Below are 24,666 nucleotides of genomic sequence, written 5' to 3' on the forward strand. Positions count from 1 at the left end.
AAAAATTTATTATAAGGAGCTCTGCCCGAAAATCCCACATCTACCGCAAAATTTATTTTTACATTTGTATGGCAAAAGTGCTTTCTTTACGGCATCTAATGCAATATATCCTGCTTCGTGAAGCATGGTATCTTCCAGCTCCTTATCATATTCCATACTTCCCAAACATGGGTAGTTGTGGTGAGCGTTTGCTATCTTGTCCTTTAATTCGTTTATGATTTTTCCTTTAATCCTTTTGGACATATAGTGAGTTTCACCACATGGTGCCGATATAATCACCTTAACATCGTCGTCTATTTTATGTCCATCTGATGATTTAATTTCAACCTGTGGAAATCCTATTTTAAAGTAATTTATAAACTCATTTAAAACTTTTCTATTATGTCTCTTTTTTAAAGCACAAAATGGCTTTGGATTTTCAAAATCCATTCCATTCTTTTCACACATTTCTTTTAAGCTGTTTCTCATAGCTATTGATAAATCAGATGGTGTTTCTGATGGCACAATTAACAATTTGTAATTTTTTTCCGCAAGCATGTTTGGGAGCTCATACAATAAATCCTCATGAAGTTGGGCAACTGCCACATCACCCTCCGGGAGCTCCGGTATGTAATCGGAAGCATCCTCTATAAATTCATCATCATCAATAGCGTCCAAAACCACAGCCTTTACATCGTCTTTATACGACCAATCCCCTCGACAGTTATAACAATCCTCACAGATTCTACAAAAATCTGGTTCATTCAGTAGATTTTTATAAAATTTCTCCATTCTCTGGTTTCCTTTGTGGTATATAAATGTAGCTTTCATAATATCACCTAACAAGTGAGTGAGCTACAAAACCCACAGGATTTAGCTCAAATCACTTTAAAAAAGTTATTTTATATATTTTAATGAGCGTTCAATACATAAAAACATTTTTGACTACCGTTTTAAAAAATAGGACATAATTTTTATTAAAAAATTTGTAATTTTTATTATTCTTATTGTTTTTATTAAATTTTTGGATTATTTTAAATTGTTGGCGAGCTCCCTTACCTTGCCCTCAATCTCATCTCTTACATTCCTATAAAATTCAATGTCTTTATCTGCTGGGTCTTCAATATTCCATGCGATGTGTTTTTTAGCTGGAACAAAAGGGCAGGCACCTAAACATCCCATTGTAACAACAACATCAAAATTTCCAACCTCTCTAACAACCTCGTTTATTGTTTGAGGCTTTTGTTTTGCGTTTAAATTTTTTTCATTTAAAACTTCAATAACTTTTTCATCAACAACATCGGTTTTTTCTAACCCTGCACTATATGCATTTAGTCCATATTTATTTCCAAATGCTTCTGCCATTATACTTCTCCTTTTATTGTGTATGCAAACAAACAGAACCTTCATATTTTACCTCCGGAGCCAAATGGCACCAAAATAATATAAATAATATTTTTTACCATTTTGTCTTATTTGCAATCCAGACAAGTGTTAACATTAACGGAACCTCTACAAGAACACCAACAACCGTTGCAAGTGCAGCTCCACTGTTGAGCCCAAATAATGTTATCGCAACTGCAACTGCAAGCTCAAAGAAGTTACTAGCTCCAATAAGTGCTGATGGAGCAGAGATATTGTGCGGTAAATTCCACTTTTTTGTCCAGTAATATGCCAAACCAAATACAAAGAATGTTTGTATTATTAAAGGTATAGATATCAACAATATATACAAAGGATTGGTTAATATTATTCCCCCCTGGAATGAGAATAAAAGCATCAAAGTCATCAATAAGCTTAATATTGAAGCCTTGTTTAAACTTGGTATAAATGTTTTTTCAAACCATTTTTGTCCCTTATGTGCCAGTAAGTACTTCCTTGATAGATATCCAAAAATCAACGGTATAACTACATACAGGAATACTGAAAGAAACAATGTATCATAAGGAATAGGAATGTTGCTTATTCCCATTAAAAACCCAACTATTGGGACAAATGCAATGAGTATTATTAAATCATTTGTGGCTACCTGCACTAATGTATATAAAGGGTCCCCATCAGTCAGATAACTCCAAACAAACACCATGGCAGTACATGGTGCCACTCCCAAAAGTATTGCCCCAGCAACATATTCCTTAGCCAATTCCAATGGAATAAAACCAAATTTTGAAAAAATCGTTATTAAAAATAATGACGCAAATATATACATTGTGAATGGTTTTATTAACCAATTTATGGCCCAGGTTATCGTCATTCCTTTAATATAATTCTTTTTTACCATCTCCACAGCCCTAAAATCAATCTTTACCATCATTGGATAAATCATTGCCCATATTAATACTGCTATCGGAATGTTAACATTGGCTATCGTAAATTTTGAGAGTGTTTGAGGAATTATTGACAAATAATTGCCTATTAGAATCCCTGCGATTATACACAATGCCACCCATATTGAAAGATACTTTTCAAAAAACCCTAGTCCTTTTTTACCCATATTATCACCACATTTTAAAAAAAATGTAGATATTATTATATTTATACTTTTCGATTAATTAATAAATTGAAATATATTTTAAAAATATCTAAATTTATAAATTAAATGGGAGTATATCTACAACCCGTAAAACATTTTTGACCATTATTTTTAAAAAAATAAGATATAATTTTAGTAGATTAACTATAAATTAATTTAATAATATATATTATTCTATTATTTAACTGGTTCTATTTTAAAATAGCAGGCGTCTGCTCCCTGTGCCATGCATCTTATTTCATCCACCACCACAGTTTTATTTAGTATGCATTCATAGGCACCAGCAAGGACTCCCGCATCAAAATAACATATGGATTCATTGGATTTCAAACCATCGCACAATGCACAGTCATTTACTTTTATAATAACGGGATTTTTACTTTCAATTTTCAATACTCCCAAGTTATTTTTTCTGAAAAATTTTTTCAATTCCATATAATTTTTTGGATTAATATGCCGTCCAAACTCATATCCAATATCGTATAATGTAATTTCAGAGTTTAACTCTTTAATTTTTTTCATCATAATCATAATCATAAGTCGTAATATTTCCAATGGGACATATTCTTTAATATTTCTATTTGTATATTTGCTTTCAATAAATGTGTATTTTTCTTTGTCATATCCCTTTTTTAAATGCTCAACAGTTTCCTTTATGAGCTCATCATCATTTGAAAGATAAATACCTCCTCCCTGTGTCGCGTCATCATCATTCTTCCCCAATATTGTAAGGAAGTCCTCCATATTTTTTGTTTTTAACTCCATTTTCATGTTATCTCTTCAAATACTTTTTTATATATTTATATTTATTACATACAACTTACATATAATGATAATGGTGCGAATAACGGTAAAATACGCTGAAAAAGAGACGAAAAACGGAATAATGAAGAGTTAATAAATTAAAGAAAATAATATTATTTATAATCTGTAAAATTCCTTTGCATTTTTATATGTGGAGCTCCCTATTTTATCATCTTCAACTCCAATTTTTTGCATATATAATTTTGTTCTCGGCAAGGCATAAATATCCGCCTTTAAACTACCCAAATCACTGCTTAGGATGAATTTTTTATTATAATTTTTTATTATTTCCGATGCTTCCATAGGGCTTATTTTCATAGGTTGTTGCACTGTTAAACCAATATAAACATCCCTATCTATTAAATCCACAGTATCCTTATTGATGTGGTCAATCATTACTAAATCATCCTTTATTTTCACTTCATCCAAAATTTTTAAAATTTCAATTAATGCCTCTTTCTTATTCTTTTCAGGAGTATGAACAATTATCGGCATGTTGTAATCCTTTGCTAAATACAACTGCTCTTTTAAAAGGTTTTTCTCATCATCGGTTAAATAATGTAGTCCAGTTTCCCCAATAGCTACAACATTTTCAATATCTAAAAACTCTGGAAGTTTTTTTATAAGGAGCTCCCAGTTTTTAGGATATCCCATAGGATGAGCCCCCACTGCAACCTTAACATCAACTCCTGCCATTTTTCCTCTTTTAGTCTCTAAGTTAATCAACCTATCCCAATGGTCTAAACAAACTTCTGGAACGCTCATTTTATATGGGTCATGGGCACAGGTAATTATTGTTTCAATTCCACATAATGCCATTTTCTCTAAATCCTCAAAACTTCTTACATCCAAATGAGTATGGGCATCTATCATAAAATCACCTTAAATAATTTAAACATGATTAAATAGGATTTTTAAAATAAAAACTTAATGAAAATAATTTAATTAAAATGTAAGAAATACATATAAAAACTAAAAAATAAATTATTTAGTTAAATAATAATAAAACTTCTCATCATCTGCAAGGCAGTGGATTGTTGCCTGCCTAATTCCAAAGTTTGCGCCTATCTTTTTTGCAAACTGCTTTTCCATATCTATAGTTTCGTTTAAAACTTCTACAATATCGCCATCGTTGTTTATGTTTATTGTAGGTTTCTCATTGTAGTATATTATATATTTTTCATACAGGAGCTCCGCATCCTCCATCTGAACCTTTGAAAAATCATTTAACAATTCATTATTGTATTGTTCAATCGAACATAATTTGGCAATTATTGATAGTTTCATTTTATTTGATATTATTTTTACTACATTTTCTTTTAAATGTTCCATTATTTCACCTAAAAGGTAATTACATCTTCATATTCGTTTAAAATATTTTTTAATTCCATATATCTCACTACCTCAACATCATCCAGTATGTCGTCGGTTTCTATTTCCCTTTCCTTTAAACACTCCTCAATACAATATATTTTGCATCCAAAAGCACTTAAATTATTTATCACATCCACAATTGAAGGCATTCCCAATTCCTCTGGTTTTTGCCCAGATTTAGCATTATAAACCCCGTCATGAATTAAAATGACATCGGATTTTTCAATAATTCCGCTGGCAATTTGGGACAGTGCAAACATCATGCCGGCGAAGGAATCTTCACTTCCATAAGGTGGCTTTAATATTATTGTAATAAGTGATTTAACCATTATTTCACCTTGTAAGTGTAATTACTCTATCACTATCTGCTATATATTTTGAAAGGTCGTTGGTTAAACTTCCGATTTTACATCCTTCAATTACATTTTCCTCATAAATTCCCCTTGCATTTGCACATGTGCTACATGCCGCCACGACCATACCTTTATCCATTAACTCTTTAATCGTGGTTCCAAGATTTGGGAATCTTTTTGGGGCTTGTTTATCTATTATTGCAGTGATTCCTTCACCGTAGAAAAACATATTTACTTTATGCCCTTTTTTTAATGCGGATTCTGCCAGTTTTACGGCAAAATTACCGTCCATATTCATCATGGCACCAGATTTTAAAATAATAGTTAATGTTTTCATAAACCCACCTTAAAGAGTAATCACTTGGTTATATTTTTCCATAATCAAATCCACCGCTGTATCGTAATCAATGAGCTCCGTTTCTTCAATAGTTTCAAACCCCCTTGCATGTGCGTCATTCTCCATTGCATATATTTTATAATGGAGCTCCCTAAGTTTGTTCCTCATGTTTGAAGTTGTGGCATAGTATATCCCATCTTCTGCAAGAAGAACTCCATCGTTACCATCTTTTAATTTTTCCATTACTTCAATGGCATTACACTCAAAAGGAGATTTTAAAAGAATAAATAGTGTCATTAAATCACCCTATGAAAAGCTGAACTTTTGCATCCATTGCAAGGTCTATAAATTTTGTGGCTCCAACTATTTCCACTCCATCAATTAAATCTTCTTCTTTTACTCCCATTATACTCATAGAAGTGCTACATGCATAAAGCTTAGCACCTAAATCGATAGTCTGTTGTCGAGATTCCTCAAATCCGCCAATATTCTGCTTTTTCATTTTCTTTTCCATCATCTTTACCCCCAAACTTCCAAATAATCTATATATTCCAGGAAGTTTAGGCTTAGCATTCTTCTTTAATACTTCAAGTCCAAAAAATGTAAAGAAAATATGTACCTCCATCCCCATGGATGCACCTATGGTTCCAAGAATAAAAGCCATCATTGCCTTATCAAAAGTGCCTTCTGAAACCACAAGTGCCATTTTATCGGCCATAATACCACCAAATAGTAAATAAAAAAATATAAAAAAATAAAATAGAAAATAATAATAGATATTAAGACTTTATTTTTTCTTAATTTTGAAGGCTAAAATCCCATTTTCTTCGGTCATTTCAACCAATTCATTTCCTGTTCTATTACACCATGCTGGAACATCTTCTTTTGCCCCAACATCATCAGCTATGAGCTCTAAAATCTCCCCTTCCTTTAACTCCTTCATTTTCTTAGCGAGCTCTACAATGGGCATTGGACATTGTAATCCTCTCGCATCTAATGTAGCCATATTTACACCTTTTAATTAGTATTAAATATCGTTAAAATTTAACCTTTACTGCCCCTGTTGGACATACATCTTCACAAACTCCACAGCCTGTGCATTCATCTTCATGAGCTACAACAACTTTTTCTCCATCAACTTCAAAAACTTCCATAGGGCAGTTTTTTTCACATTCTCCACATTCTTTTGCTCCTTTGCATGTGTCATAGTTAATAGTTACACTTACCATATATTATCACCATATTATAAATTACATCGATATATTTAGTTATTATTCAACTTTTCAACTTTATTATTCAACTTTATTGGGTTCTTCTGGACCGCCTATTTTTGAAGGATGTGGTGCTTTGATTACAAAGAATTCAAGAACCTCACATGTTAAATTTTGAGCAATCATCTTTGTATTGAACGGCAAATGAATTATTGTTCCAGCAGGATATACTTTTGGCTCTTGGTCTTCCAGAGTTAATGTCATCTCTCCCTTTATAACTATTAAATGAACCTTTGAGTTTGTAAAGTGCTTAGGTGTGCCTTCTCCTTTTGGAAATATCATATGGATAATTTGAACATCGTCGGTATTAACTATTTTTTCCACGGTCTTTGAATCCGATTCAGTAGTAAAATTGTATGTTTTTTCTATCATAAAATCACCATAAAATAAAAATAAAAATAAAAAAATAAATTTCGTAGGTAATTCTGTGTGCTTTCAGGTGTAATGAATTTAATATTTAATAATATTTCATTCTTACTGATTTATCATTTTTTCAATGTCTTCATCAACTGTGGATATTGCTCCAATTCCAAAGTTTTCTACAAGAACATTTGCTACATTAGGTGATAAAAATGCCGGTAGCGTTGGACCTAAATATATATTCTTTACACCGAGGTGTAATAATGCCAACAATACAGCAACAGCTTTTTGCTCATACCATGCTACATTATATGCTATTGGTAAGTCATTTATATCCTCTAATTCAAATACTTCTTTCAATTTAAGGGCTATCACAGCTAATGAATAACAGTCATTACATTGTCCTGCATCCAATACTCTTGGAATTCCCCCAATATCCCCTAAATTCAATTTATTGTATCTGTATTTTGCACATCCTGCTGTTAATATAATTGTATCCTCTGGAAGTGCCTTAGCAAATTCTGTGTAATAATTTCTTGAATTATGTCTTCCATCACATCCAGCCATTACAACAAATTTTCTTACTGCTCCAGACTTCACAGCTTCAACAACTTTATCCGCCAATGCAAATACTTGGTTGTGAGCAAATCCTCCAACTATCTTACCAGTTTCAATTTGTTTTGGTGGGGCACATTTTTTAGCCTTTTCGATTACTTCTGAGAAATCTTTGTTTCCATTTTCATCAACTGGAATATATTTTAAACCGGGGTACCCTACAACTCCTGTTGTATATATTCTATCAACATAGCTTTCTGCGGGTGGAACGATACAATTTGTTGTCATTACAATTGGTCCATTGAATGATTCAAACTCGCTTTTTTGTGTATGCCATGCGCCACCATAGTTTCCTACAAAGTGGTCATATTTCTTAAATGCTGGGTAATAATGAGCTGGCAACATTTCACTGTGAGTATATACATCTACACCAGTTCCTTTTGTTTGCTCCAACAACTGTTCCATGTCTTTTAAATCATGTCCACTTATCAATATTGCTGGGTTGTTTCTTACCCCTATTTCAACCTCTGTTATTTCTGGGTGTCCGTATGTTTCTGTATTTGCTTTATCCAGTAAAGCCATTGTATCTACAACATATTTACCACATTCAAGAACAAAAGCTGTCAAGTCATCTCCTGAAAGTGTGTCATCAACTGTTGATGCCATAGCTTTTCTTATAAATTTATGCAATTCTTTATCATCGTATCCCAATACCATGGCATGATGTAAATATGCACTCATACCTTTTACTCCATAGGTCAATAATTCTCTTAAAGACCTTATATCTTCATTTTCTGTTGCCTGAACAGATACATCTAAGGAGTTAGCTTTTGCAATGATTTCCTCATCATTTTCTGGCTTCCAGGTTACACAATCAGGCAAATCAACACTGCATCCACATGAACATGTTGGTGTAGCTTGGTCTCTAAGTGCCAATCCTTCTTTTATTTTTGATATGATATCTTGGTCGTCGAAATTTGCATTTGTAATGGTAGTAAATAATGCATCAACTATGTATTTATCTATTGCATCGTTTGAGTACCCTAAGTTTATCCTAACTACACTCAATCCCTTTACCACATATATTAAAAGGTCCTGGAGATTAGCTACATTATCTTTTTTACCACATACCCCCGCTACGGTACATCCCGTATTTCTTGCTGTTTCTTGACATTGGAAACAGAACATTTTTGTTAATCTTGGAGATAATTCCATTTTTTCACCTTTTTTAATTTCTACTTCTGGTTCTACTGCTAAAACGCCTTTATCCTTAGATACATTACTCCCTATTATTTTATCCACAATTGACTTTACTTTTTGTTGTATATCACTCATTATTTCACCCTAAATTATAATAATATAATATTTCATTTTTTACTTATATCTATTGTTGATACCATTGGCCATCAATTTGATATAATTAGTAATATTATATTTATTATTTTTATTACCCTATTATTCCTATTGTATTAATATATTTATCCTATTATTTATACTATTTTATTAATTTACCATCCAATGAAATTATATATGTATTTATTTCACAATCAAGTCCCTCTAATGCCTTCTGCACTATTTTACGCATTTCAGAACAGCAAGGCACACTCATAATTACTATATCTACTTTTTTTATGTCATTTAATTTAACAATTGTCCTTATTTTTTCAGAATATCCCGAAATATCGTCTAATTTTGGACATCCGATTGCCAAAACTTTCCCCTTTAAGAATTTCTTGTGAAAATTTGCATAGGCAAATGGAACGCAATCTGCCACTATTGCCAATTCGGCATCTTTGAAGTAAGGTGCCATAGGATTTAAAAGGTGAAGCTGAACAGGCCAGTTCATTAATTCAGAATTTACTTCTACGCCCTCCGCTCCGCTTTCAATATTTGCCCCTCTGTTAAAGGTTTTTGCTACGGAGCTCGGGCATGAATGACCTGCATGACTACCACCACATCCACCTTTCTTTTCATCCTCTTTTATCTCAACTTCTTCTTTTATTATATTCAAGGCATCAACAGGACACACATCTAAACAGGAGCCCACTCCATCGCAGTGGATTTCCTTATCCTTATTCACCTTTACCTTCCCCGTCTCCTCGTCAGGAATTAGGATATTTTCCTCGCAGGCGTCAATACACAACCCGCATTTCTCATATCCTATACATTTGTCCTGGATTACTTCAACTTTATATTTGGTTATTTTCATAATATCACTACCATATAATTTATTTTCTAACTTTCACAATATTAAAAGTGTATTTAATAGTATAAAAAGATTTTTGACTGTTTTATGTCAAAAGAAGCTATAAAAATTGTTCTTTTTTATGCATAAATTGATATAATTAGTATTACTATAATTAAAAAAAGTAATATTATTTTAATTCTCTTAACTCCTTTCAATTTATTCAAGGTATAATTTAGTTTATTCAAATTTACGCCCATCTTTTCATAATTTTCAATAATATCTAATGAAATATCCTTTTTAATCAAATCATCCATTGTCTTAGAAGGAGCTCCTTTATTTCTTAGGTTTATAAATATATCTCTTGCCTTTTCTAAATCATAGTCATTTTCTATTAGTTTATTTATAACATCATCTGAAATATGTCTTTTCTTTAAATCTCCTACTGTCTTTCTTATCTTTGTTAAATAATCTACATTATTAGCGTTTTTAGTTATTTTAGATATAGAACTTTGAACTTTTAGATATTCCATTTGGATTATTTTATTTAATTATATAAATTATACTAGATAAAAAAGAAAAAAATAGTCAAAATTCTGTTCCTAATAAATATTTAGAAACTTCTTTAACCTTATTAGTTAAAAAACTATGATTAAATGGATTTTCATCTAATAATATTAAAAGACCTCCATCATCTAATTCTTCAACTTTATAAACTGGTGCAGATAAAATCCTATCCTTCCCAATGTTTTTAACAATCTTTGGAGATAATATCGTTAAGCCAGTTATTATTTTTGGCTTTCCTTCTTTAATAAGTTGTTCGTAAGTGGGAATATATTCATCTTCTAATTCTTCTCCATCGTAATATAAAACCATTAAAGGCGTTGTTTTTAAGTAAAGATTTTTTATAAGGTTAATTAGTTTATTTATTGAATTTACTGGCTGTCTCGATAAAGTGTAGAAAAAGGTTAATTCGAAAGAATTTTTTGAGATTAATAGGTCAAAACTACTATTTTCTACTGTAAAATTACTAATCAGTCCTGTATTGTATTTTGAAATCGATTCACACACATTATTTAAGTTATCAGTATCAATATATATACAATCCGTTCCTACAGAAACAGCATCTAATTCTAAATCCGCCCCCAAATCCTCAATATATTTAATTAGTTTGATAATATCCTGTTTATTCCATTTTTGTTTATTCAATATGTAATCTACACAATCGATAGTCATAATATCGCCATTTTATTATGGTTTATACACTACATACTTAGCTCCAAATTCATTTAATTTTCTAATAACATCATCATTTGGCTGTTCTCTAAAACAATACATCAATTCTTTATCGTGAGTTTTTGAATAATCACTTAATTTTCTTAGTTGTTCTACAAATCTTTGCCATTTTCTGCTTCCATCTTTCACAATATCTTTACCTTTGCATTCAATAATCTTATTTGTGGTTTCAATATCTATTTCAGTCTCATATCCATAGGTCTTCTTATCTAATTTTTTAGACAACTCCACAATCTCATTAACATTACACTTTTCAGCAGCTACCATTGCCTCATACGGAGCTCCTGTATTTCCATTTTTAATACTTTTGAGTAATTCACTATATCCATCCACTTTTCTAAGTTTGCTTAAAGCATTATTTAGTTTTTCTAAGTCGATATCTTTATTTATATATTTATTTATAGCATCATCTGAAATATGTCTTTTCTTTAAATCTCCTATTGTCTTTCTTATCTTTGTTAAATCATTTACATTATTAGCATTTTTAGTTATTTTAGCAATAGAACTTTTAGATATTCCCATCTTAGATAATTTATTTGTTTCATCTACTGCTTTTTTAAGAGCATCGTTTGGTTTGTTGCTGTTTTTGATGATGCTGTTTATTGTGCTTGTTTCTACTCTTTTATCTTTGAGTTTAGATATTCTGTTATCTATCCATCCAAGTTTTTTATCATTTTTAACAGCATCTTTAAACAGCTTGTTAATATTCTCTGGTTCAACTCATTCATCTAAGAGATTAACAGCATTATCTGCAACTGTTTTTGGACTATATCCCTTACTCTCTTTCTTTGCTGACTCTTTGATTTAAAAAAATAGATTAATTAAAAAATGTAATTTATTTGTTATGTTAGATAAAAATAGAATTAAGATTTTAAAAAGATTTATATCCAATCATCGTCCTCTTCCACTTCTGGAGCTACTGAGTTAGTATTAAGGATATATAAATAACACTTCCCTATTTTTTCAATTAATTGTGGCTCTGTTAATATATCTGTTTCGTCCCATATTACTTTCTCTGGAATTTTTATATCTAAATCTTCTTTATACACAAATAACCACGGTAGTTTTGTAAAATTATCTGTTATATCTGATAAGAATTCTTTTGGATTTTTATATTTCTTTTTTTCTAACTTTATTTCATACTCCTCTATTGTATTATGAATACCTCCAAATCCAAATTCTGGCTGAATAAGTTCTATAACTTTTTTAACTGTATCTATAAGTATTTGAGTATTTTGCTTTGCTATTTGTTTTGCTTTTTCTATCGGATACTCATCTTCATAGAAATAGGAACAATACTTACTATAGTCTGTTAAAACTCCAACAATATAGTATTCTTCTCCAAATATATTCTCTACAATTGTTCCTTCAATTGTGGTGCGTATTCCCAAACCCGTATATATATTTGGCAACTTTTCATTTATTTCTTTCTTATAATTTTTAAGTATTTTTTCATATTTTTTAGGATTTTCTTTTGTATAAAAATTAATTAAAAGGTCTGAAGACATGTTATCACCCATTACTTTTATAATTCATCTATATTTTTTACAATTATCTCTTTATCTGAAACAAATGCGACTTTTTCTATATTATATTTTTTAAATATCTCTTTTGCATTTTTTACACTAATTTTAGAGTGTTTTGGAAATACAAGTATTCCTGTTTTACCTGTAGCTTCAATTTTTCTGTTTAATTGATTTGTCCAATCTCTTATATCTTTGTCACTTATTTTTTTACTTGGTTTTATATTTTTACATTCATACACCGCCTTATCCGTTAATGCATCTATTTCTTCCCTATTATGATTCATAGAAAACTTAATAACATTCTCTCCTTTATCTATTAATCTTGATGCTGTTTTTAGTTCAAATGCTATATCGTTTGCCTTTTCGTTATTTTTTGCAATATCTCTTAATACCTTCTGCAACACATATTGACTTGGATTGTCAGGATTTTTTATACTTGAGAGTTTTTCTATATCTTTGAAATCAATTTTTCCTTTAAGGTATTGTAATGCAGATATTTCTTTTAAAGAATATTCTTTCTTAATCAAATCATCTATTATCTTCGCTGGAACTCCTTTATTTCTCAATTCTACAATAGTATCTTTCGCTTTTTCTAAATCATAACCTTTTTCTATTAACTCATTTATAGCATCATCTGAAATATGCCTTTTCTTTAAATTTCCAATGATTTTTCTTTGTTTTGTTAAATCATTTACATTATTAGCATTTTTAGTTATTTTAGCAATAGAACTTTTAGATATTCCCATCTTAGATAATTTATTTGTTTCATCTACTGCTTTTTTAAGAGCATCGTTTGGTTTGTTGCTGTTTTTGATGATGCTGTTTATTGTGCTTGTTTCTACTCTTTTATCTTTGAGTTTAGATATTCTGTTATCTATCCATCCAAGTTTTTTATCATTTTTAACAGCATCTTTAAACAGCTTGTTAATATTCTCTGGCTCAACTCCTTCATCTAATAGATTAACAACATTATCTGCAACTGTTTTTGGATTATATCCTCTGCTTTTTTTCTCTGCTAACTCTTCAATTAAATCCTTATCAAATATATTATTTAAAACATTAGAATCTACAATATCTTTTCCATTATCTGCTTTCTTAGAATAGTCGTATATTTCATTAGCATATTTTAATCCCTTTGAAGATAATTTACTAACTATCTTTCCCGTGGGGTCAAATATCAAAGAAACAACAGTATATGCACCTGAATATTCTGGATGGTTTTCGTCTATATAATTACTAACCATCGTATCTGCAATTATCTCGGTTGCAATTGTTGCTCCTGCAACTGCCCTACTTTGAGACATTGAAAAATCGAAAGAAAAGAATGCATTAACTGGGGATGCTAAAAGAAGAATAGCCAATAGAATAGTAAAGCATTTTTTTAACATAGTTGAGTTCACCCTTTAAATTTGATAACCCCTTAAATTTGATATGTAATATATATGATATAATAATATAAACAAAAAAGAAGTATATATATAACTTACGCTCATGTTCGTATATCGGTTGAAAGTAATATCAATAATCATTATCCGTTTATCACTTAGAAACAAGTTCCGATAATGTTTTTATTTCCTATTATTATAGTAAATATGCATATGCATGAGAATAATAAATATTACCAACTGGAATATACAGATGATGAGCGATAATTTATTTATCTAATAAAAATACATATATTTAAAAAATAACCACTTTATCATATATTTTTCCATCTATTTTATCCACTTTATCATAAAATTTAGAAACATCTTTTGAATTTCCCTCTACAATAAAAATCTCTACTTTTTTATTTTTTCCACAGGATGTAGTAATATAGGACTGATTTATTGATTTTACTATGCCATTATGTTCAAAATATGCCTTGCTCATATCTTCCATTGCCTTTTTTGTCGGAGTATATGCTACCACAATAATACCACTAACCTTACCATCTTTATCTAACTGATTGCTTTCTAAAATATGCTTTCTTGTGGCATCCCTTATTAGTTCGCTTCTACTTGAATATCCTTTCTTTTCAACTACTTCATCTATTTCTTTTAAAAGAAATTTCGGAAATGATAAACTAATTCTTTCTACATTACCCATGGTTTTACCTCTTTATTTTATTATAATCGTATCAAGACATTGATTGTTCGGAGCTCCGAAGAATTACCCAAAATAATAATTTATTAATTAACTAATTAATTAATAATAAATTAAATATTAACTGGTATACCCAAAATATCTTTTTTACCATTTAAAATGTCCTCTGCAATCAGGGCCCCCCCGAGAGCTCCACTTTCACCCTCCAAAATATAAATATTTCCTTTAATATATTCCTTCAATTTATCCACTAAATTATATTCTTTTGTTGTAGCAATTGAACCTGCCAATACGATGTTTTTATCGGGATTTAAAAACATTAAAGAATTAATTTCCATAGCAACACTTAATATTAATGTATCAATTGCCAATTTACATTTTTCATCTGTTTTATAATTTTTTAAAATTTCCTCTTTGGTGTTTTCTACTCCTTTATATTTATCAATAACAACTTTTATTACTCCTGCTGTTGAAAATGCTTCATTTGCCGTAATTTTATTACTATCTATATCTCTTATCATCTCTAAATCAATAGCCCCATGCAATAGCCCGGGAGCTCCGATACAGGCATCAAATCCACCAAATAATTTTTTATCCTTTATCAATAAACTAACGGTATTTGAAGAAATATCGGACAATATGAAGTTATTAAATCCATAGGTTTTGTAGGCACAGTAGGCAATTGATATTTTTTCTGGTGAAGCCATATGAGAGTATAAAGCCCTAAATCTCGCATCAATACATTCAATATTTTTATGAAGTCCGGGAATTACCACTGTGGGAATATTTGAATTTTTAATTTCATCGTACATTTTAGTTCCTCCCCCGACCTTTTCTCCTACGCCCTCTATGTTTATTACTCCCCTATTTTCCACCTTTTCTATTGGAAGTATTTCATTTATACCATCTCCCATTGAATAGCCCATAGCAATTAAATCGATGTCTCTTAAATTTTCGTATTTATTTAATTCTCCTAAAAAAGATTTATTTTTTAATTCTGTTCTACTCATTTTAAAGTATGTAGTAATGGTTTTATCATTGTTTTTTATACATACTTTAATTCCCGATGTTCCGTGGTCTATTCCTACTGTAATCATATAATATTACCCATATTATTTTTATTATTGTTAATTTTTATTATTTTTATTATTAAATATTTGTATATTTATTATATATTATTTATTTCTAAATTCATTTAAAAATCGCGGTATAAATTCCTCGGCATCTTTTAAATTCATAGAAAGATGGTCATATTTTAAATATCCTCTCTCCTTCATTTTATCGGCAACCCAATCATTAAATCGCTTATCTTGAATAACTACGACACCATAATCTTCCTCGGTCCTAATTAATCTACCTATCATTTGAATAATTGTTCTTGACATAATATGAAATGAAGTCATTAAAAAGGCAGTCCAATTTGCGTTATTTACTTTTTTTCTTTTTAATCCGTCTTCTATCATTTTTTGCTCTCTGTTAATTAATGGAGTTGGAACAGGGAACGGAAGGCTATCTATAATTACCATTGTTAATGCCTCCCGTGGAATATCGACACCCTCGGCAAATCTACCCGTTGCAAGTAATATGCCCCCATTTCTTTCAAATTTTTCCTTTAATTCTTTTGCCTCTTTTCCGTCCATTCCAGCCTCATAAATATAAATTTTTTGATTTAATAAATTGTTGTTGTTTAATAAATGAGCATAACAGCTATTTAAATCCTCAAAACTTTTAAAAAGCACCAAACTATTACATTTAGCAGATTTTAACAATTTTAATATATTATTATTTGCCTTATTTCGTTTTTTTTCCTTATTACTATCATATTTCATTTCCTCTCCGTCCCGTAATGCAATTATTTTTCTTCTGTGCTCTGAAAATGGACTATCCAGAGTTAATGTTTGGGAGCTCCCCATACCTGTTTTAAGTGCATGGATTTTTAAGTTTCCCAGCGTAGCGGAACAGTGAATAACTGTTGCTCCATTGTATAGATTTTTAAGATAATTTGATACGGCAACAGGCTCACACAGTAAATTACTATTGCTTCTACTGCCACTATTATTATTACTATTATTATTACTATTATTATTATTATTATTATTATTATTACTATTTCCGCTTTTATATATTACAAAATTGCTATTTATGGTTTTTAAATCCTTTATGCTATCCAAAAACTCCATAAGTGGCATATCGGATACCCTTCTATCAAATATATATTGAAACTCAATAGGCACCAATGCCTTATTATCAATTTTAAAGTCAAGCTCTTTTTTACGGAGCTCCCTGTTTTCCTCAAATAAATTTATTTTATTTTTAATTTTTATTATTTGGTTGTATCCATCAAGAAGAGTTCCCAATATTGCAACATCCTCTTTTAACCCAAATGATGTAATCCTTTCTCCGTCAAATATTAAAGTATTTTTACAATCCGATATATCGGCATATTTTGAAACGAAATTATTTATAATATTCCAAAACTCCTCATTGTAGGATTGATTAAAATATCCCAATCTATTGTAATTCTCATCATATTGTTCATATTCATCATTTAGTCTTTTAATATACTTTTTTATTGTATTTGGAGCATAATTATATGCCATAATTCTTAATCTATTTAAGGCATTATCTGGATTTATGGATATTGTTGCAGAATTTCTTATACTTCCCTCTAATTTATGGGCTTCATCGCAGATTATTATATCAGTATTTCTTTTTACATCAATTTCATCTTTAATATAGTAATATATGCTATTGTTCATTACTATAATATCGGCATCAAGCCCCTGTATTTTTGCCTTTTGATAATCACATATACAAAAAGGACAATAATATTTTGGCTCATCATCATTTAGTTTTATAATCTCCTTTTTAGTTCCACAATTGCAATATGGTTTTTTATTGGGTCTATGGGAGCATTTTTTATTGTATTGGCAATACAGCCTATTTGCCTTATCCTCCTTAGCTTTACAATAGAAATTCCCTTTTCCCATCATAAAAGATACTTTTAAATTATGTTTTAAAGAATTTAAATCCTCAAAAATTCGCTCCTGTTGGTCTATTGTTTCCGTTAATATCATTACTCTTTTTCCCTGTTTTGCAAAATATAAAGAAGGTAATAAGTAGGATAAAGTTTTTCCAACCCCCGTTGGAGCTTCCACAACTAAATTTTTTTTATTGACTATGCTGTAAAATATGCTTTCCATCATTTTCTTTTGTTGTGGTCGCGGTTCATAATATGGAAAATTAGAGGAATAATACTCTTTAAATTCTAAAAAATCCCTGTCCTTTATGTTCATTAAATCACCAATTTATTATGTAGTGTGTTGTATTTGCTGTATGTTGTTTTAGTTTGTTCGGAGCTATAATATATAATATATATGTGTTTTCTGTGATTATCATTAAAAAAACGCAGTAAATTATAGTTAATATTCAATAACCGTCTTTATATATCATAAATAATCCTAAATAGTATATTTACTTAGTTTTTAGCAATATAATATATTTTGGCTTTTTAATTGTATCATATTTATGAAAACGACCGAAGATTGACTATATAAAAAATAATTAAAAAAATATATGGTTTATAAATTATTAGCCTATGGATTCATAGGTAGATATCTAATGTATTATTAAATATACATTTTTTCCGCATATTCCTTTACCATTCTCTCGGAATCGAAATATTTAACAATATCATTTACACAATTACATGCCTTATTCCACCATTCCTCTGTATCATATATATTGGACATAATTTCAAAGTGATTATACATACAATTTGCCTCATATGCATCGTGGATATTTTTACAATCTCCTATAGTATAGCTGTTGTCAGGATACATTTCAGCCCATTCAGCATGCCAACCATCAAGGGTGCTTAAATGTATTGATGCATTCATTGAAGCACTCATTCCAGATGTTCCAGAAGCCTCATTTGGTCTTTTTGGAGTATTCAACCATACATCTGAACCCTGTTTTAACATTTTACTTAATTTTAATTCATATCCTGTTAATATGGCAGTTCCCTTTAAATTCCTTGTTTTTGAAATAATCCAATTAAATGTTATTTGAGAATTTGTATCATTTGGATGTGGTTTTCCTGCCCAAATTACTTGTAATTTTTTATCATCAAGAAGCTTTTTTAATTTATCCTCATCATGCAGTAAAAGGTTTGGTCTTTTATATTCTGTAAATCGCCTTGCCCATACAACAGTCATTATATCTGGGTCCAATATTTTTCCTGTCTGGTCTGCAACTTCTTCAAATAATAGTTCTTTTAATTCCCTTTTTCTGTCTCTTAATTTATCATAATCATAATTTTTTGCAGCATTTCTTATAATTGGGTCTTGCCAGTAGTTTTTGTCTTGGGCATTTGTTATATATGTTATTTCGCATTTATCCTTAATAAAATCCCACATGTTATTTGTCGTTTCATTATGTAATTTTGAAACAGCATTTGCTTTTTTTGACATCCTTAACGCCGCCACAGTTAAATTAAAAGGAGCTCCACCTAATTTTTTAGCAACAGTTATATCTACTCCACTAAAAAATCCCATTTTATTTAATAAATTTATATCATGAACTTCATTTCCTGCTGATACTGGTGTATGGGTAGTAAAAACGAGATGATTTTTAACATAATCCAATCCATATTCTTCAATCATTTTAAACCCTAATGGCAATGATTGTGCCTCATTAATATGGTATATATCAATGTTTTCACATTTTTGCATCACTTTATATCCTGCCACACCTAAAACTATTTCCTGTGCAATATGGGTCAAATTATTGCCATCATATAATTTATGAGATATTGTTCGCGATAAATAATAATTTTCGGGTATATCTGTTGTTAAAAAATATATTGGACAAGTTTCAAAAATATCGCTATTTAATTTATATACTTTTACCCATACTGTGGAACCATATATATTTACAGAAACTTTTAAATCAATATCTTCTAAAAATTCATAATATTTTCTAACATAATGAACATTCATTTGTCCTTCTTTATCCCTTATCTGGTCATAATATCCATAACTCCATAGCATGGATACTCCAACAAGAGGTAGATTTAAATTATATGCGGACCTAAAATGAGAGCCCGCCAAATATCCTAATCCTCCTGCATAATTTTTTAACATTTGGTCAATTCCAAATTCCATACAAAAATATGCTGTATTTTTCATAATTACACCACCTTAACCAGACTATATGCCGAGAACTTGCATCCTCATATCTCTAATCGCCATATTATATTTAATATATTTAATATCTGACCCTAATGGTTATAATATTTATAATAACCATATATTATATTTTTACCGTTATTATAGTCTTGCTGTTATTATTGTTATTGGATTTTTTGCAATCATCATGTGCCCAGCCCCTATCTTTTTACCAACACTCACAGAAATATTCAGGAGCTCCGTGTCATATTTTTTGTTATCCAGTATATTTATTATTTTAACTGCATTATCTATAACAATGGTATTTGACACAATATGTCCTATATTTTTTTCAGACAATATATTAAGAATTTTTTCAATATTTTTTGTGCCTCCAATAAATGCTTTATTAAAATCTAAATTTAATAATATATTTTCTGCGTCTTCATTTATGATTTCACAGTTTTTAATATTAAATCTCTCTAAATTTTTTTTAGTGGTATTTATGGCATTATCTGAACCATCAATAGCATAAACAAACTTACATCTCTTTGCTATTTCAACAGTCATGCCCCCACTACCGCACCCTATGTCTACAACAACATCATTTGGTTTCAATTGTAATTTTCCGATACTAACTGCTCTTATTTCTTCTTTTGTTATGGGGACCCCGTCCATCCTAAAAAAATCATTATCTTTTATCATTTTATATCTACTCATCATCATTAAACAATATTAAAAAAATATATATAGTTTAGAAATATAGTTAAGAATATAGTTAATAACTCATTCAGTAAAATACTATTTTAATAATATTTATAATTATATAATGCATCATATCAAGGTGGATATATGACAGATAATTTAACAGATTTACCAGGAGTAGGTCCTTCAACCGCTGAAAAATTAATAGAAGGCGGATACATAGATTTTATGAAAATTGCCACTGCCACAATAGGTGAACTTGTAGATATCGAAGGAATTAGTGAGAAAGCCGCGGCAAAAATGATAATGGGAGCTCGGGATTTATGCGACTTAGGATTTAAAAGTGGTGTAGATTTATTAAATCAAAGAAAAAGTGTATGGAGGTTATCAACAGGGAGCTCCGAATTAGATGATGTATTGGCAGGAGGATTAGAAAGTCAATCCATAACAGAATTTGCAGGATTATTTGGTTGTGGAAAAACACAGGTGGCACATCAAGCTTGTGTAAATCTCCAATCAAGAGAAAATATTTTCGCAGACGAAGAACATATCTCAGAAGAAGAAATTGAAAATGCAAAAGCCGTATATATTGATACAGAAGGAACTTTTAGACCTGAAAGAATAATACAGATGGCCGAGGCCATGGGGATTGATGGAAATAAAGTTTTAGACAATACATTTGTAGCTAGGGCATATAATTCCGATATGCAGATGCTTTTTGCTGAAAAAGTAGAAGAATTGATAAAAGATGGAGAAAACATTAAATTAGTAATTGTTGATTCATTGACAAGCACATTTAGAAATGAATACACCGGTAGAGGAAAATTATCCGAAAGACAGCAAAAATTAGGTAGGCATATGTCTGTTTTAAATAAATTGGCTGACCTACACAACTGTATTGTAATGATAACAAACCAAGTTTCCGCAAAACCTGATGCCTTCTTTGGAATTCAAGAACAAGCTATTGGAGGAAATATTGTAGGGCATGCCGCAACATTTAGGTTCTTTTTAAGAAAAGGAAAAGGAGATAAAAGAGTTGCTAAATTATATGATTCCCCACATTTACCAGATGCAGAGGCAATATTTAGAATTACAGAAAAAGGTATTCATGATTAAGCGGAGAATAGGAGCTCCCAAAATAAAAATAAAACTAATAAAATAAAAATATAAGAAAGTAATATTATTTCTTTCTTATATCCCTTAAACTTCTTTTTTTAATAAATAACGGTGTTCTTTCAACTTCCAACCCGTCATTAGTTGGATAACATTCCGAAATATAGGCCGAGAATTTTATATCATAATTTATATTTTTTAATTCGTCCAGTAATTCATCCAAAGAATATGGATTTAAATATAAATTGTTATTTTTAATTTCAAATGGCAAATCATTATCTTTTAAAATATCCAATACATCATTTATTTCCTCATTATTTCTAAATACTATTATTCCTTTTAATAATAGTCCTTCCTCTGTAATCATCTCGTAATCTTTTGCTATGTTTTTAGCACGATTAATAAGTCGGTTTTTCATTTGTATGCCGTCCTTTAATGCAGACGGGCAGTAATGAATGATTAATTTATTATTTTTATTATTTTTAAAATGATTTATAGCGTTTTGAGCTGTTTCCTCACTTCCTACAATTGCAGAAGAATATTCATTTTTTTCTTTAAATCCTAATTTTATTAATTTTTCGTAGTTTGTTTCTGAATACTCCAATTCATTGAGATTTAAAAATTTTACTCCAATATTATTTAATTTTTCTGCTAAATTTATTATCTTTAATTCACTATTTGGTATAGCGGGGAGCTCCACTCCAACATCACAAATATATTTCATACATAATTTTAAAATATCTATATCTTTATTAGTTATCTCTTTATTATTTAGGTTTGTAAAATGAATTCTAATTTCATCTAGTCCACTATCTTTTAGGGCTTTTAATTTATTTTCGTCAATATATTTTGGTGTGGTGTATAAATGAGCATGAAAATTATTATTTCCGAATTCATTTTTTAATGCCTTTAAATATTCGCAGGTTCGAGTTATATTTTTTAAGGGAGCTCCCCCAGTAATTCCGACACCTTTACTACCGCATATTTTTGCCTCTTCAATTGCCTCCTCTATCGAACTAATTCTTTTTTCATTGGCATAAATTACATCTTTTTCTTTTCTATTCTCTGAAACTGGGCAGTAAAAACAGTTTTCACCACATAATCCAGTAATAAATAATACTAATTTTTCCCCCTTTATACAATATTGGCATCCTGTTGGGAGTTTTTTAATATTACTAAAAAGATAGGTTTCTAATTCATTTGTTTCCATGTTATTACCTTTATTTATTATCTTTAAAAATATAAATTATTATTAAGTATATTCATTATTGTAAATTTTATATAAATTAGTATAAAAGAATATAAAAAAATAAAAATATAAAATATAATTCTAAGATATAAAAATAATTAATATTTAATTGCTATTTAAATATTCCTCTATTTTTTCAGCAATTGATTCATAAGTCCATTTTAATTTATTTTCATCTCTTTCAAGAAGCGTAGTTCTAAATCCGTTTAATTCAGAGTTAAATGAGGACATAGGAACCACACAAATACCAGAGGATGCCAATAAATTATAAACAAACTTCCTATCGTGTTTATGACCTTTTGAAACATTTTCAATGTATTTTTGTAATTCTTTATTTTCTATTTTTAAACTTTGGCTGTTATTTAATTTGTCCTCCTCAAATACCACAGTAGAATAAAATGCCCCATTAGTTTTATTTATCGTAATTCCATCAATTTTATTTAATTTATTATATGCAAAGTTTGACGCCTTTTCATAGTAATTATTTCGCTCTTTTAAATATTGTTTGAATTTAGGAGCTCCCATTATTTCGGGTATTACCTTTTGAGGTAGCGTAGTGGAGCATACCTCCACCATCTTAAATTTAACTATTCCGTCAATATATCTTTTAAATAATGGGTCTTTATCGTAGTTATATGTCTCCATCCAACCACATCGAGCCCCGGGCCAGGGTAATTCTTTGGATATTCCTTTTAAAGATATTCCGCAAACATCATCAATTACTTCCGATAAATTCGTATGTTTTTTACCATTATAAACTAAATTATGGTATATTTCATCACATAATATAAATAAATCATATTCATTTGCCAAATCAACTATTTCGTCAAGGGTTTTCTTTGAATAAACTGCACCAGTAGGATTTCCAGGGTTTATAATTAATATTCCTGATACTGTGGGGTTGTATTTTACTTTATTTGTCAAATCATCTATATCGGGATTCCAGTTGTCATTTTCGTCCATCCGATACATAAGTGGGTGGCATCGTGAATGTAGCCCTTCTGCGGAGGAGTGGGTAGGATATGCAGGAGATGGCCCTATTACTCTGGATTCCTTTTTTAAAAGTCCGTATATTTTTGTAATTGCTTCACCCAATCCATTAAAAAATAAAATATCCTCGGGTGTGATTTGTGCCCCATTTTTTCTATTGGTTTCATCGGCTATGAATTCCCTGGTTTCCAACAATCCTTTTGTTGGGCAATATCCATAAGAATAATCATCCATTAATGTATTTGCTATTATTTCTTTCATCCATTCTGGAATTTTTTCCCCCTTTATTATTGGGTCCCCAATATTCTCCCAGGTAATATTTATTCCGTGTTTTTCCACCGTTTTAGCAACCTCTGTGATTTCTCTTATTTCGTAGGTTAATTCATTTGCTCCTTCGTGGGTTATATCTGTTCTCATTGTACCTCTCGTGAAAATTAATAAAATAATAAGAATAATAATAAAATATAATTAATATAAAATTTGATAATTAATATAATAATAGAATAAATATATATTTATAGGGCTGTATTTTATTATCTTATTTTTATATATTTTAGATTATTTGCAATTTATCTAATAAAAGACCGTTATAGTATATAATATTTTCCATAACTTAATAATATAGGGCTGTATTTTAAAATATGGCATGTTTTAAAACTATTTTGGCGATGCGAATTATTCATATTTATTAAATAAATGATAACTTTAATATATAAAAATAAATAAAGGCATTATATCATTATATACGATTTTATAGTCAATCTTCGAACTATTTCACAATAT

Annotated in this window: 28 protein-coding genes; 1 reads left to right on the forward strand and 27 read right to left on the reverse strand. The window is 29.8% G+C overall.

All coding sequences use genetic code 11. The annotated features are described in order from the left end of the window. Nucleotides 1-9: 9 nt before the first annotated feature. The 25 genes from MAEO_RS04810 to cbiT all read right to left on the reverse strand — a co-directional run bounded on the left by MAEO_RS04810 (nt 10) and on the right by cbiT (nt 20,531). Nucleotides 10-810, reverse strand: a complete 801-nt coding sequence (locus tag MAEO_RS04810; protein ID WP_011973667.1) for a DUF166 domain-containing protein — start codon at nt 808-810, stop codon at nt 10-12. 198 nt (nt 811-1,008) lie between these two features. Further along, entirely contained in the window at nt 1,009-1,389 is a 381-nt protein-coding gene (locus MAEO_RS04815; protein WP_011973668.1) for an arsenate reductase ArsC, read from the reverse strand. 49 nt (nt 1,390-1,438) lie between these two features. Next, the gene (gene arsB / locus MAEO_RS04820; protein ID WP_011973669.1) at nt 1,439-2,473 is read right to left on the reverse strand and encodes an ACR3 family arsenite efflux transporter; all 1,035 of its coding nucleotides are present in this window, start codon (nt 2,471-2,473) and stop codon (nt 1,439-1,441) included. A 216-nt stretch (nt 2,474-2,689) separates the two neighbouring features. After that, nucleotides 2,690-3,283 (reverse strand): V4R domain-containing protein, encoded by a 594-nt coding sequence (locus MAEO_RS04825; protein WP_011973670.1) that lies wholly within the window; start codon nt 3,281-3,283, stop codon nt 2,690-2,692. A gap of 150 nt (nt 3,284-3,433) precedes the next feature. Further along, nucleotides 3,434-4,189, reverse strand: coding sequence for a TatD family hydrolase (locus MAEO_RS04830; RefSeq protein WP_011973671.1), 756 nt, complete (start codon nt 4,187-4,189; stop codon nt 3,434-3,436). Between the two features lie 111 nt (nt 4,190-4,300). Further along, the gene (locus MAEO_RS04835) at nt 4,301-4,648 is read right to left on the reverse strand and encodes a hypothetical protein (protein WP_011973672.1); all 348 of its coding nucleotides are present in this window, start codon (nt 4,646-4,648) and stop codon (nt 4,301-4,303) included. 8 nt (nt 4,649-4,656) lie between these two features. Then, nucleotides 4,657-5,019, reverse strand: a complete 363-nt coding sequence (locus MAEO_RS04840) for a DsrE family protein (protein WP_011973673.1) — start codon at nt 5,017-5,019, stop codon at nt 4,657-4,659. A gap of 4 nt (nt 5,020-5,023) precedes the next feature. Continuing rightward, nucleotides 5,024-5,380, reverse strand: coding sequence for a DsrE/DsrF/TusD sulfur relay family protein (locus MAEO_RS04845; RefSeq protein WP_011973674.1), 357 nt, complete (start codon nt 5,378-5,380; stop codon nt 5,024-5,026). A 9-nt stretch (nt 5,381-5,389) separates the two neighbouring features. Then, entirely contained in the window at nt 5,390-5,677 is a 288-nt protein-coding gene (tusB, locus tag MAEO_RS04850; RefSeq protein WP_011973675.1) for a sulfurtransferase complex subunit TusB, read from the reverse strand. Between the two features lie 4 nt (nt 5,678-5,681). Beyond that, the gene (locus MAEO_RS04855) at nt 5,682-6,098 is read right to left on the reverse strand and encodes a DsrE/DsrF/DrsH-like family protein (protein ID WP_011973676.1); all 417 of its coding nucleotides are present in this window, start codon (nt 6,096-6,098) and stop codon (nt 5,682-5,684) included. Between the two features lie 69 nt (nt 6,099-6,167). Next, nucleotides 6,168-6,386, reverse strand: a complete 219-nt coding sequence (locus MAEO_RS04860; protein ID WP_011973677.1) for a sulfurtransferase TusA family protein — start codon at nt 6,384-6,386, stop codon at nt 6,168-6,170. Nucleotides 6,387-6,417: 31 nt separating this feature from the next. Next, nucleotides 6,418-6,609: an indolepyruvate ferredoxin oxidoreductase subunit alpha gene (locus tag MAEO_RS04865; protein WP_011973678.1), complete on the reverse strand. Its 192-nt coding sequence runs from the start codon at nt 6,607-6,609 to the stop codon at nt 6,418-6,420. A gap of 63 nt (nt 6,610-6,672) precedes the next feature. Continuing rightward, on the reverse strand, nt 6,673-7,023 hold the full coding sequence (locus MAEO_RS04870) for a cupin domain-containing protein (RefSeq protein ID WP_011973679.1): 351 nt from the start codon (nt 7,021-7,023) through the stop codon (nt 6,673-6,675). A gap of 102 nt (nt 7,024-7,125) precedes the next feature. Then, the gene (hcp, locus tag MAEO_RS04875; protein WP_048062498.1) at nt 7,126-8,781 is read right to left on the reverse strand and encodes a hydroxylamine reductase; all 1,656 of its coding nucleotides are present in this window, start codon (nt 8,779-8,781) and stop codon (nt 7,126-7,128) included. A gap of 280 nt (nt 8,782-9,061) precedes the next feature. Then, nucleotides 9,062-9,775: an ATP-binding protein gene (locus tag MAEO_RS04880; RefSeq protein ID WP_011973681.1), complete on the reverse strand. Its 714-nt coding sequence runs from the start codon at nt 9,773-9,775 to the stop codon at nt 9,062-9,064. A gap of 116 nt (nt 9,776-9,891) precedes the next feature. Then, nucleotides 9,892-10,284, reverse strand: coding sequence for a hypothetical protein (locus MAEO_RS04885; RefSeq protein WP_011973682.1), 393 nt, complete (start codon nt 10,282-10,284; stop codon nt 9,892-9,894). A 55-nt stretch (nt 10,285-10,339) separates the two neighbouring features. Then, nucleotides 10,340-10,987 (reverse strand): hypothetical protein, encoded by a 648-nt coding sequence (locus MAEO_RS04890; RefSeq protein ID WP_011973683.1) that lies wholly within the window; start codon nt 10,985-10,987, stop codon nt 10,340-10,342. Between the two features lie 15 nt (nt 10,988-11,002). Further along, complete coding sequence (locus MAEO_RS08040) at nt 11,003-11,569, reverse strand: hypothetical protein (protein WP_011973684.1); 567 nt, start codon at nt 11,567-11,569, stop codon at nt 11,003-11,005. 359 nt (nt 11,570-11,928) lie between these two features. Next, nucleotides 11,929-12,555 carry a hypothetical protein gene (locus tag MAEO_RS04900; protein WP_011973685.1) on the reverse strand — a complete coding sequence of 209 codons (627 nt, stop codon included), beginning with the start codon at nt 12,553-12,555 and terminating at the stop codon, nt 11,929-11,931. Between the two features lie 17 nt (nt 12,556-12,572). Beyond that, nucleotides 12,573-13,961 (reverse strand): hypothetical protein, encoded by a 1,389-nt coding sequence (locus MAEO_RS08045; protein ID WP_011973686.1) that lies wholly within the window; start codon nt 13,959-13,961, stop codon nt 12,573-12,575. 292 nt (nt 13,962-14,253) lie between these two features. Next, nucleotides 14,254-14,661: a CopG family ribbon-helix-helix protein gene (locus MAEO_RS04910; RefSeq protein ID WP_011973687.1), complete on the reverse strand. Its 408-nt coding sequence runs from the start codon at nt 14,659-14,661 to the stop codon at nt 14,254-14,256. Nucleotides 14,662-14,771: 110 nt separating this feature from the next. Then, nucleotides 14,772-15,755 carry a methanogenesis marker 12 protein gene (locus MAEO_RS04915; protein WP_011973688.1) on the reverse strand — a complete coding sequence of 328 codons (984 nt, stop codon included), beginning with the start codon at nt 15,753-15,755 and terminating at the stop codon, nt 14,772-14,774. Between the two features lie 78 nt (nt 15,756-15,833). After that, the gene (locus MAEO_RS04920; protein WP_011973689.1) at nt 15,834-17,954 is read right to left on the reverse strand and encodes an ATP-dependent DNA helicase; all 2,121 of its coding nucleotides are present in this window, start codon (nt 17,952-17,954) and stop codon (nt 15,834-15,836) included. 333 nt (nt 17,955-18,287) lie between these two features. After that, on the reverse strand, nt 18,288-19,847 hold the full coding sequence (glgP, locus tag MAEO_RS04925; protein ID WP_011973690.1) for an alpha-glucan family phosphorylase: 1,560 nt from the start codon (nt 19,845-19,847) through the stop codon (nt 18,288-18,290). 141 nt (nt 19,848-19,988) lie between these two features. Beyond that, nucleotides 19,989-20,531 carry a precorrin-6Y C5,15-methyltransferase (decarboxylating) subunit CbiT gene (cbiT, locus tag MAEO_RS04930; RefSeq protein WP_048062383.1) on the reverse strand — a complete coding sequence of 181 codons (543 nt, stop codon included), beginning with the start codon at nt 20,529-20,531 and terminating at the stop codon, nt 19,989-19,991. A 147-nt stretch (nt 20,532-20,678) separates the two neighbouring features. Between cbiT and radA the strand changes: the two genes are divergently transcribed. Further along, nucleotides 20,679-21,647 carry a DNA repair and recombination protein RadA gene (gene radA / locus MAEO_RS04935; protein WP_011973692.1) on the forward strand — a complete coding sequence of 323 codons (969 nt, stop codon included), beginning with the start codon at nt 20,679-20,681 and terminating at the stop codon, nt 21,645-21,647. Between the two features lie 64 nt (nt 21,648-21,711). Here the strand turns inward: radA and MAEO_RS04940 are convergent, their stop codons facing one another. Together MAEO_RS04940 and MAEO_RS04945 are read right to left on the reverse strand one after the other, a co-directional pair. Further along, nucleotides 21,712-22,854 (reverse strand): radical SAM protein, encoded by a 1,143-nt coding sequence (locus MAEO_RS04940; protein WP_011973693.1) that lies wholly within the window; start codon nt 22,852-22,854, stop codon nt 21,712-21,714. A gap of 144 nt (nt 22,855-22,998) precedes the next feature. Beyond that, nucleotides 22,999-24,300, reverse strand: coding sequence for a pyridoxal phosphate-dependent aminotransferase (locus MAEO_RS04945; protein ID WP_011973694.1), 1,302 nt, complete (start codon nt 24,298-24,300; stop codon nt 22,999-23,001). Between the last annotated feature and the right edge of the window lie 366 nt (nt 24,301-24,666).

This window comes from Methanococcus aeolicus Nankai-3 (assembly GCF_000017185.1).
Lineage (GTDB): Archaea > AGJL01 > Methanococci > Methanococcales > Methanococcaceae > Methanofervidicoccus > Methanofervidicoccus aeolicus.

Bases quoted from the DNA above. Each gene is read 5' to 3' on its own strand.
- glgP (WP_011973690.1), bottom strand. From the start codon at position 19,847: ATGAAAAATACAGCATATTTTTGTATGGAATTTGGAATTGACCAAATG.
- MAEO_RS04945 (WP_011973694.1), bottom strand. From the start codon at position 24,300: ATGAGAACAGATATAACCCACGAAGGAGCAAATGAATTAACCTACGAA.
- MAEO_RS04900 (WP_011973685.1), bottom strand. From the start codon at position 12,555: ATGTCTTCAGACCTTTTAATTAATTTTTATACAAAAGAAAATCCTAAA.
- MAEO_RS04890 (WP_011973683.1), bottom strand. From the start codon at position 10,987: ATGACTATCGATTGTGTAGATTACATATTGAATAAACAAAAATGGAAT.
- MAEO_RS04860 (WP_011973677.1), bottom strand. From the start codon at position 6,386: ATGGCTACATTAGATGCGAGAGGATTACAATGTCCAATGCCCATTGTA.
- MAEO_RS04810 (WP_011973667.1), bottom strand. From the start codon at position 810: ATGAAAGCTACATTTATATACCACAAAGGAAACCAGAGAATGGAGAAA.
- MAEO_RS04885 (WP_011973682.1), bottom strand. From the start codon at position 10,284: ATGGAATATCTAAAAGTTCAAAGTTCTATATCTAAAATAACTAAAAAC.
- MAEO_RS04915 (WP_011973688.1), bottom strand. From the start codon at position 15,755: ATGATTACAGTAGGAATAGACCACGGAACATCGGGAATTAAAGTATGT.
- MAEO_RS08045 (WP_011973686.1), bottom strand. From the start codon at position 13,961: ATGTTAAAAAAATGCTTTACTATTCTATTGGCTATTCTTCTTTTAGCA.
- MAEO_RS04865 (WP_011973678.1), bottom strand. From the start codon at position 6,609: ATGGTAAGTGTAACTATTAACTATGACACATGCAAAGGAGCAAAAGAA.
- MAEO_RS04815 (WP_011973668.1), bottom strand. From the start codon at position 1,389: ATGAAGGTTCTGTTTGTTTGCATACACAATAAAAGGAGAAGTATAATG.
- MAEO_RS04855 (WP_011973676.1), bottom strand. From the start codon at position 6,098: ATGGCCGATAAAATGGCACTTGTGGTTTCAGAAGGCACTTTTGATAAG.
- MAEO_RS04870 (WP_011973679.1), bottom strand. From the start codon at position 7,023: ATGATAGAAAAAACATACAATTTTACTACTGAATCGGATTCAAAGACC.
- MAEO_RS04840 (WP_011973673.1), bottom strand. From the start codon at position 5,019: ATGGTTAAATCACTTATTACAATAATATTAAAGCCACCTTATGGAAGT.
- arsB (WP_011973669.1), bottom strand. From the start codon at position 2,473: ATGGGTAAAAAAGGACTAGGGTTTTTTGAAAAGTATCTTTCAATATGG.
- MAEO_RS04880 (WP_011973681.1), bottom strand. From the start codon at position 9,775: ATGAAAATAACCAAATATAAAGTTGAAGTAATCCAGGACAAATGTATA.
- MAEO_RS04835 (WP_011973672.1), bottom strand. From the start codon at position 4,648: ATGGAACATTTAAAAGAAAATGTAGTAAAAATAATATCAAATAAAATG.
- MAEO_RS04940 (WP_011973693.1), bottom strand. From the start codon at position 22,854: ATGGAAACAAATGAATTAGAAACCTATCTTTTTAGTAATATTAAAAAA.
- radA (WP_011973692.1), top strand. From the start codon at position 20,679: ATGACAGATAATTTAACAGATTTACCAGGAGTAGGTCCTTCAACCGCT.
- MAEO_RS04910 (WP_011973687.1), bottom strand. From the start codon at position 14,661: ATGGGTAATGTAGAAAGAATTAGTTTATCATTTCCGAAATTTCTTTTA.
- MAEO_RS04830 (WP_011973671.1), bottom strand. From the start codon at position 4,189: ATGATAGATGCCCATACTCATTTGGATGTAAGAAGTTTTGAGGATTTA.
- MAEO_RS04825 (WP_011973670.1), bottom strand. From the start codon at position 3,283: ATGAAAATGGAGTTAAAAACAAAAAATATGGAGGACTTCCTTACAATA.
- tusB (WP_011973675.1), bottom strand. From the start codon at position 5,677: ATGACACTATTTATTCTTTTAAAATCTCCTTTTGAGTGTAATGCCATT.
- MAEO_RS08040 (WP_011973684.1), bottom strand. From the start codon at position 11,569: ATGGGAATATCTAAAAGTTCTATTGCTAAAATAACTAAAAATGCTAAT.
- MAEO_RS04920 (WP_011973689.1), bottom strand. From the start codon at position 17,954: ATGAACATAAAGGACAGGGATTTTTTAGAATTTAAAGAGTATTATTCC.
- cbiT (WP_048062383.1), bottom strand. From the start codon at position 20,531: ATGATAAAAGATAATGATTTTTTTAGGATGGACGGGGTCCCCATAACA.
- hcp (WP_048062498.1), bottom strand. From the start codon at position 8,781: ATGGAATTATCTCCAAGATTAACAAAAATGTTCTGTTTCCAATGTCAA.
- MAEO_RS04845 (WP_011973674.1), bottom strand. From the start codon at position 5,380: ATGAAAACATTAACTATTATTTTAAAATCTGGTGCCATGATGAATATG.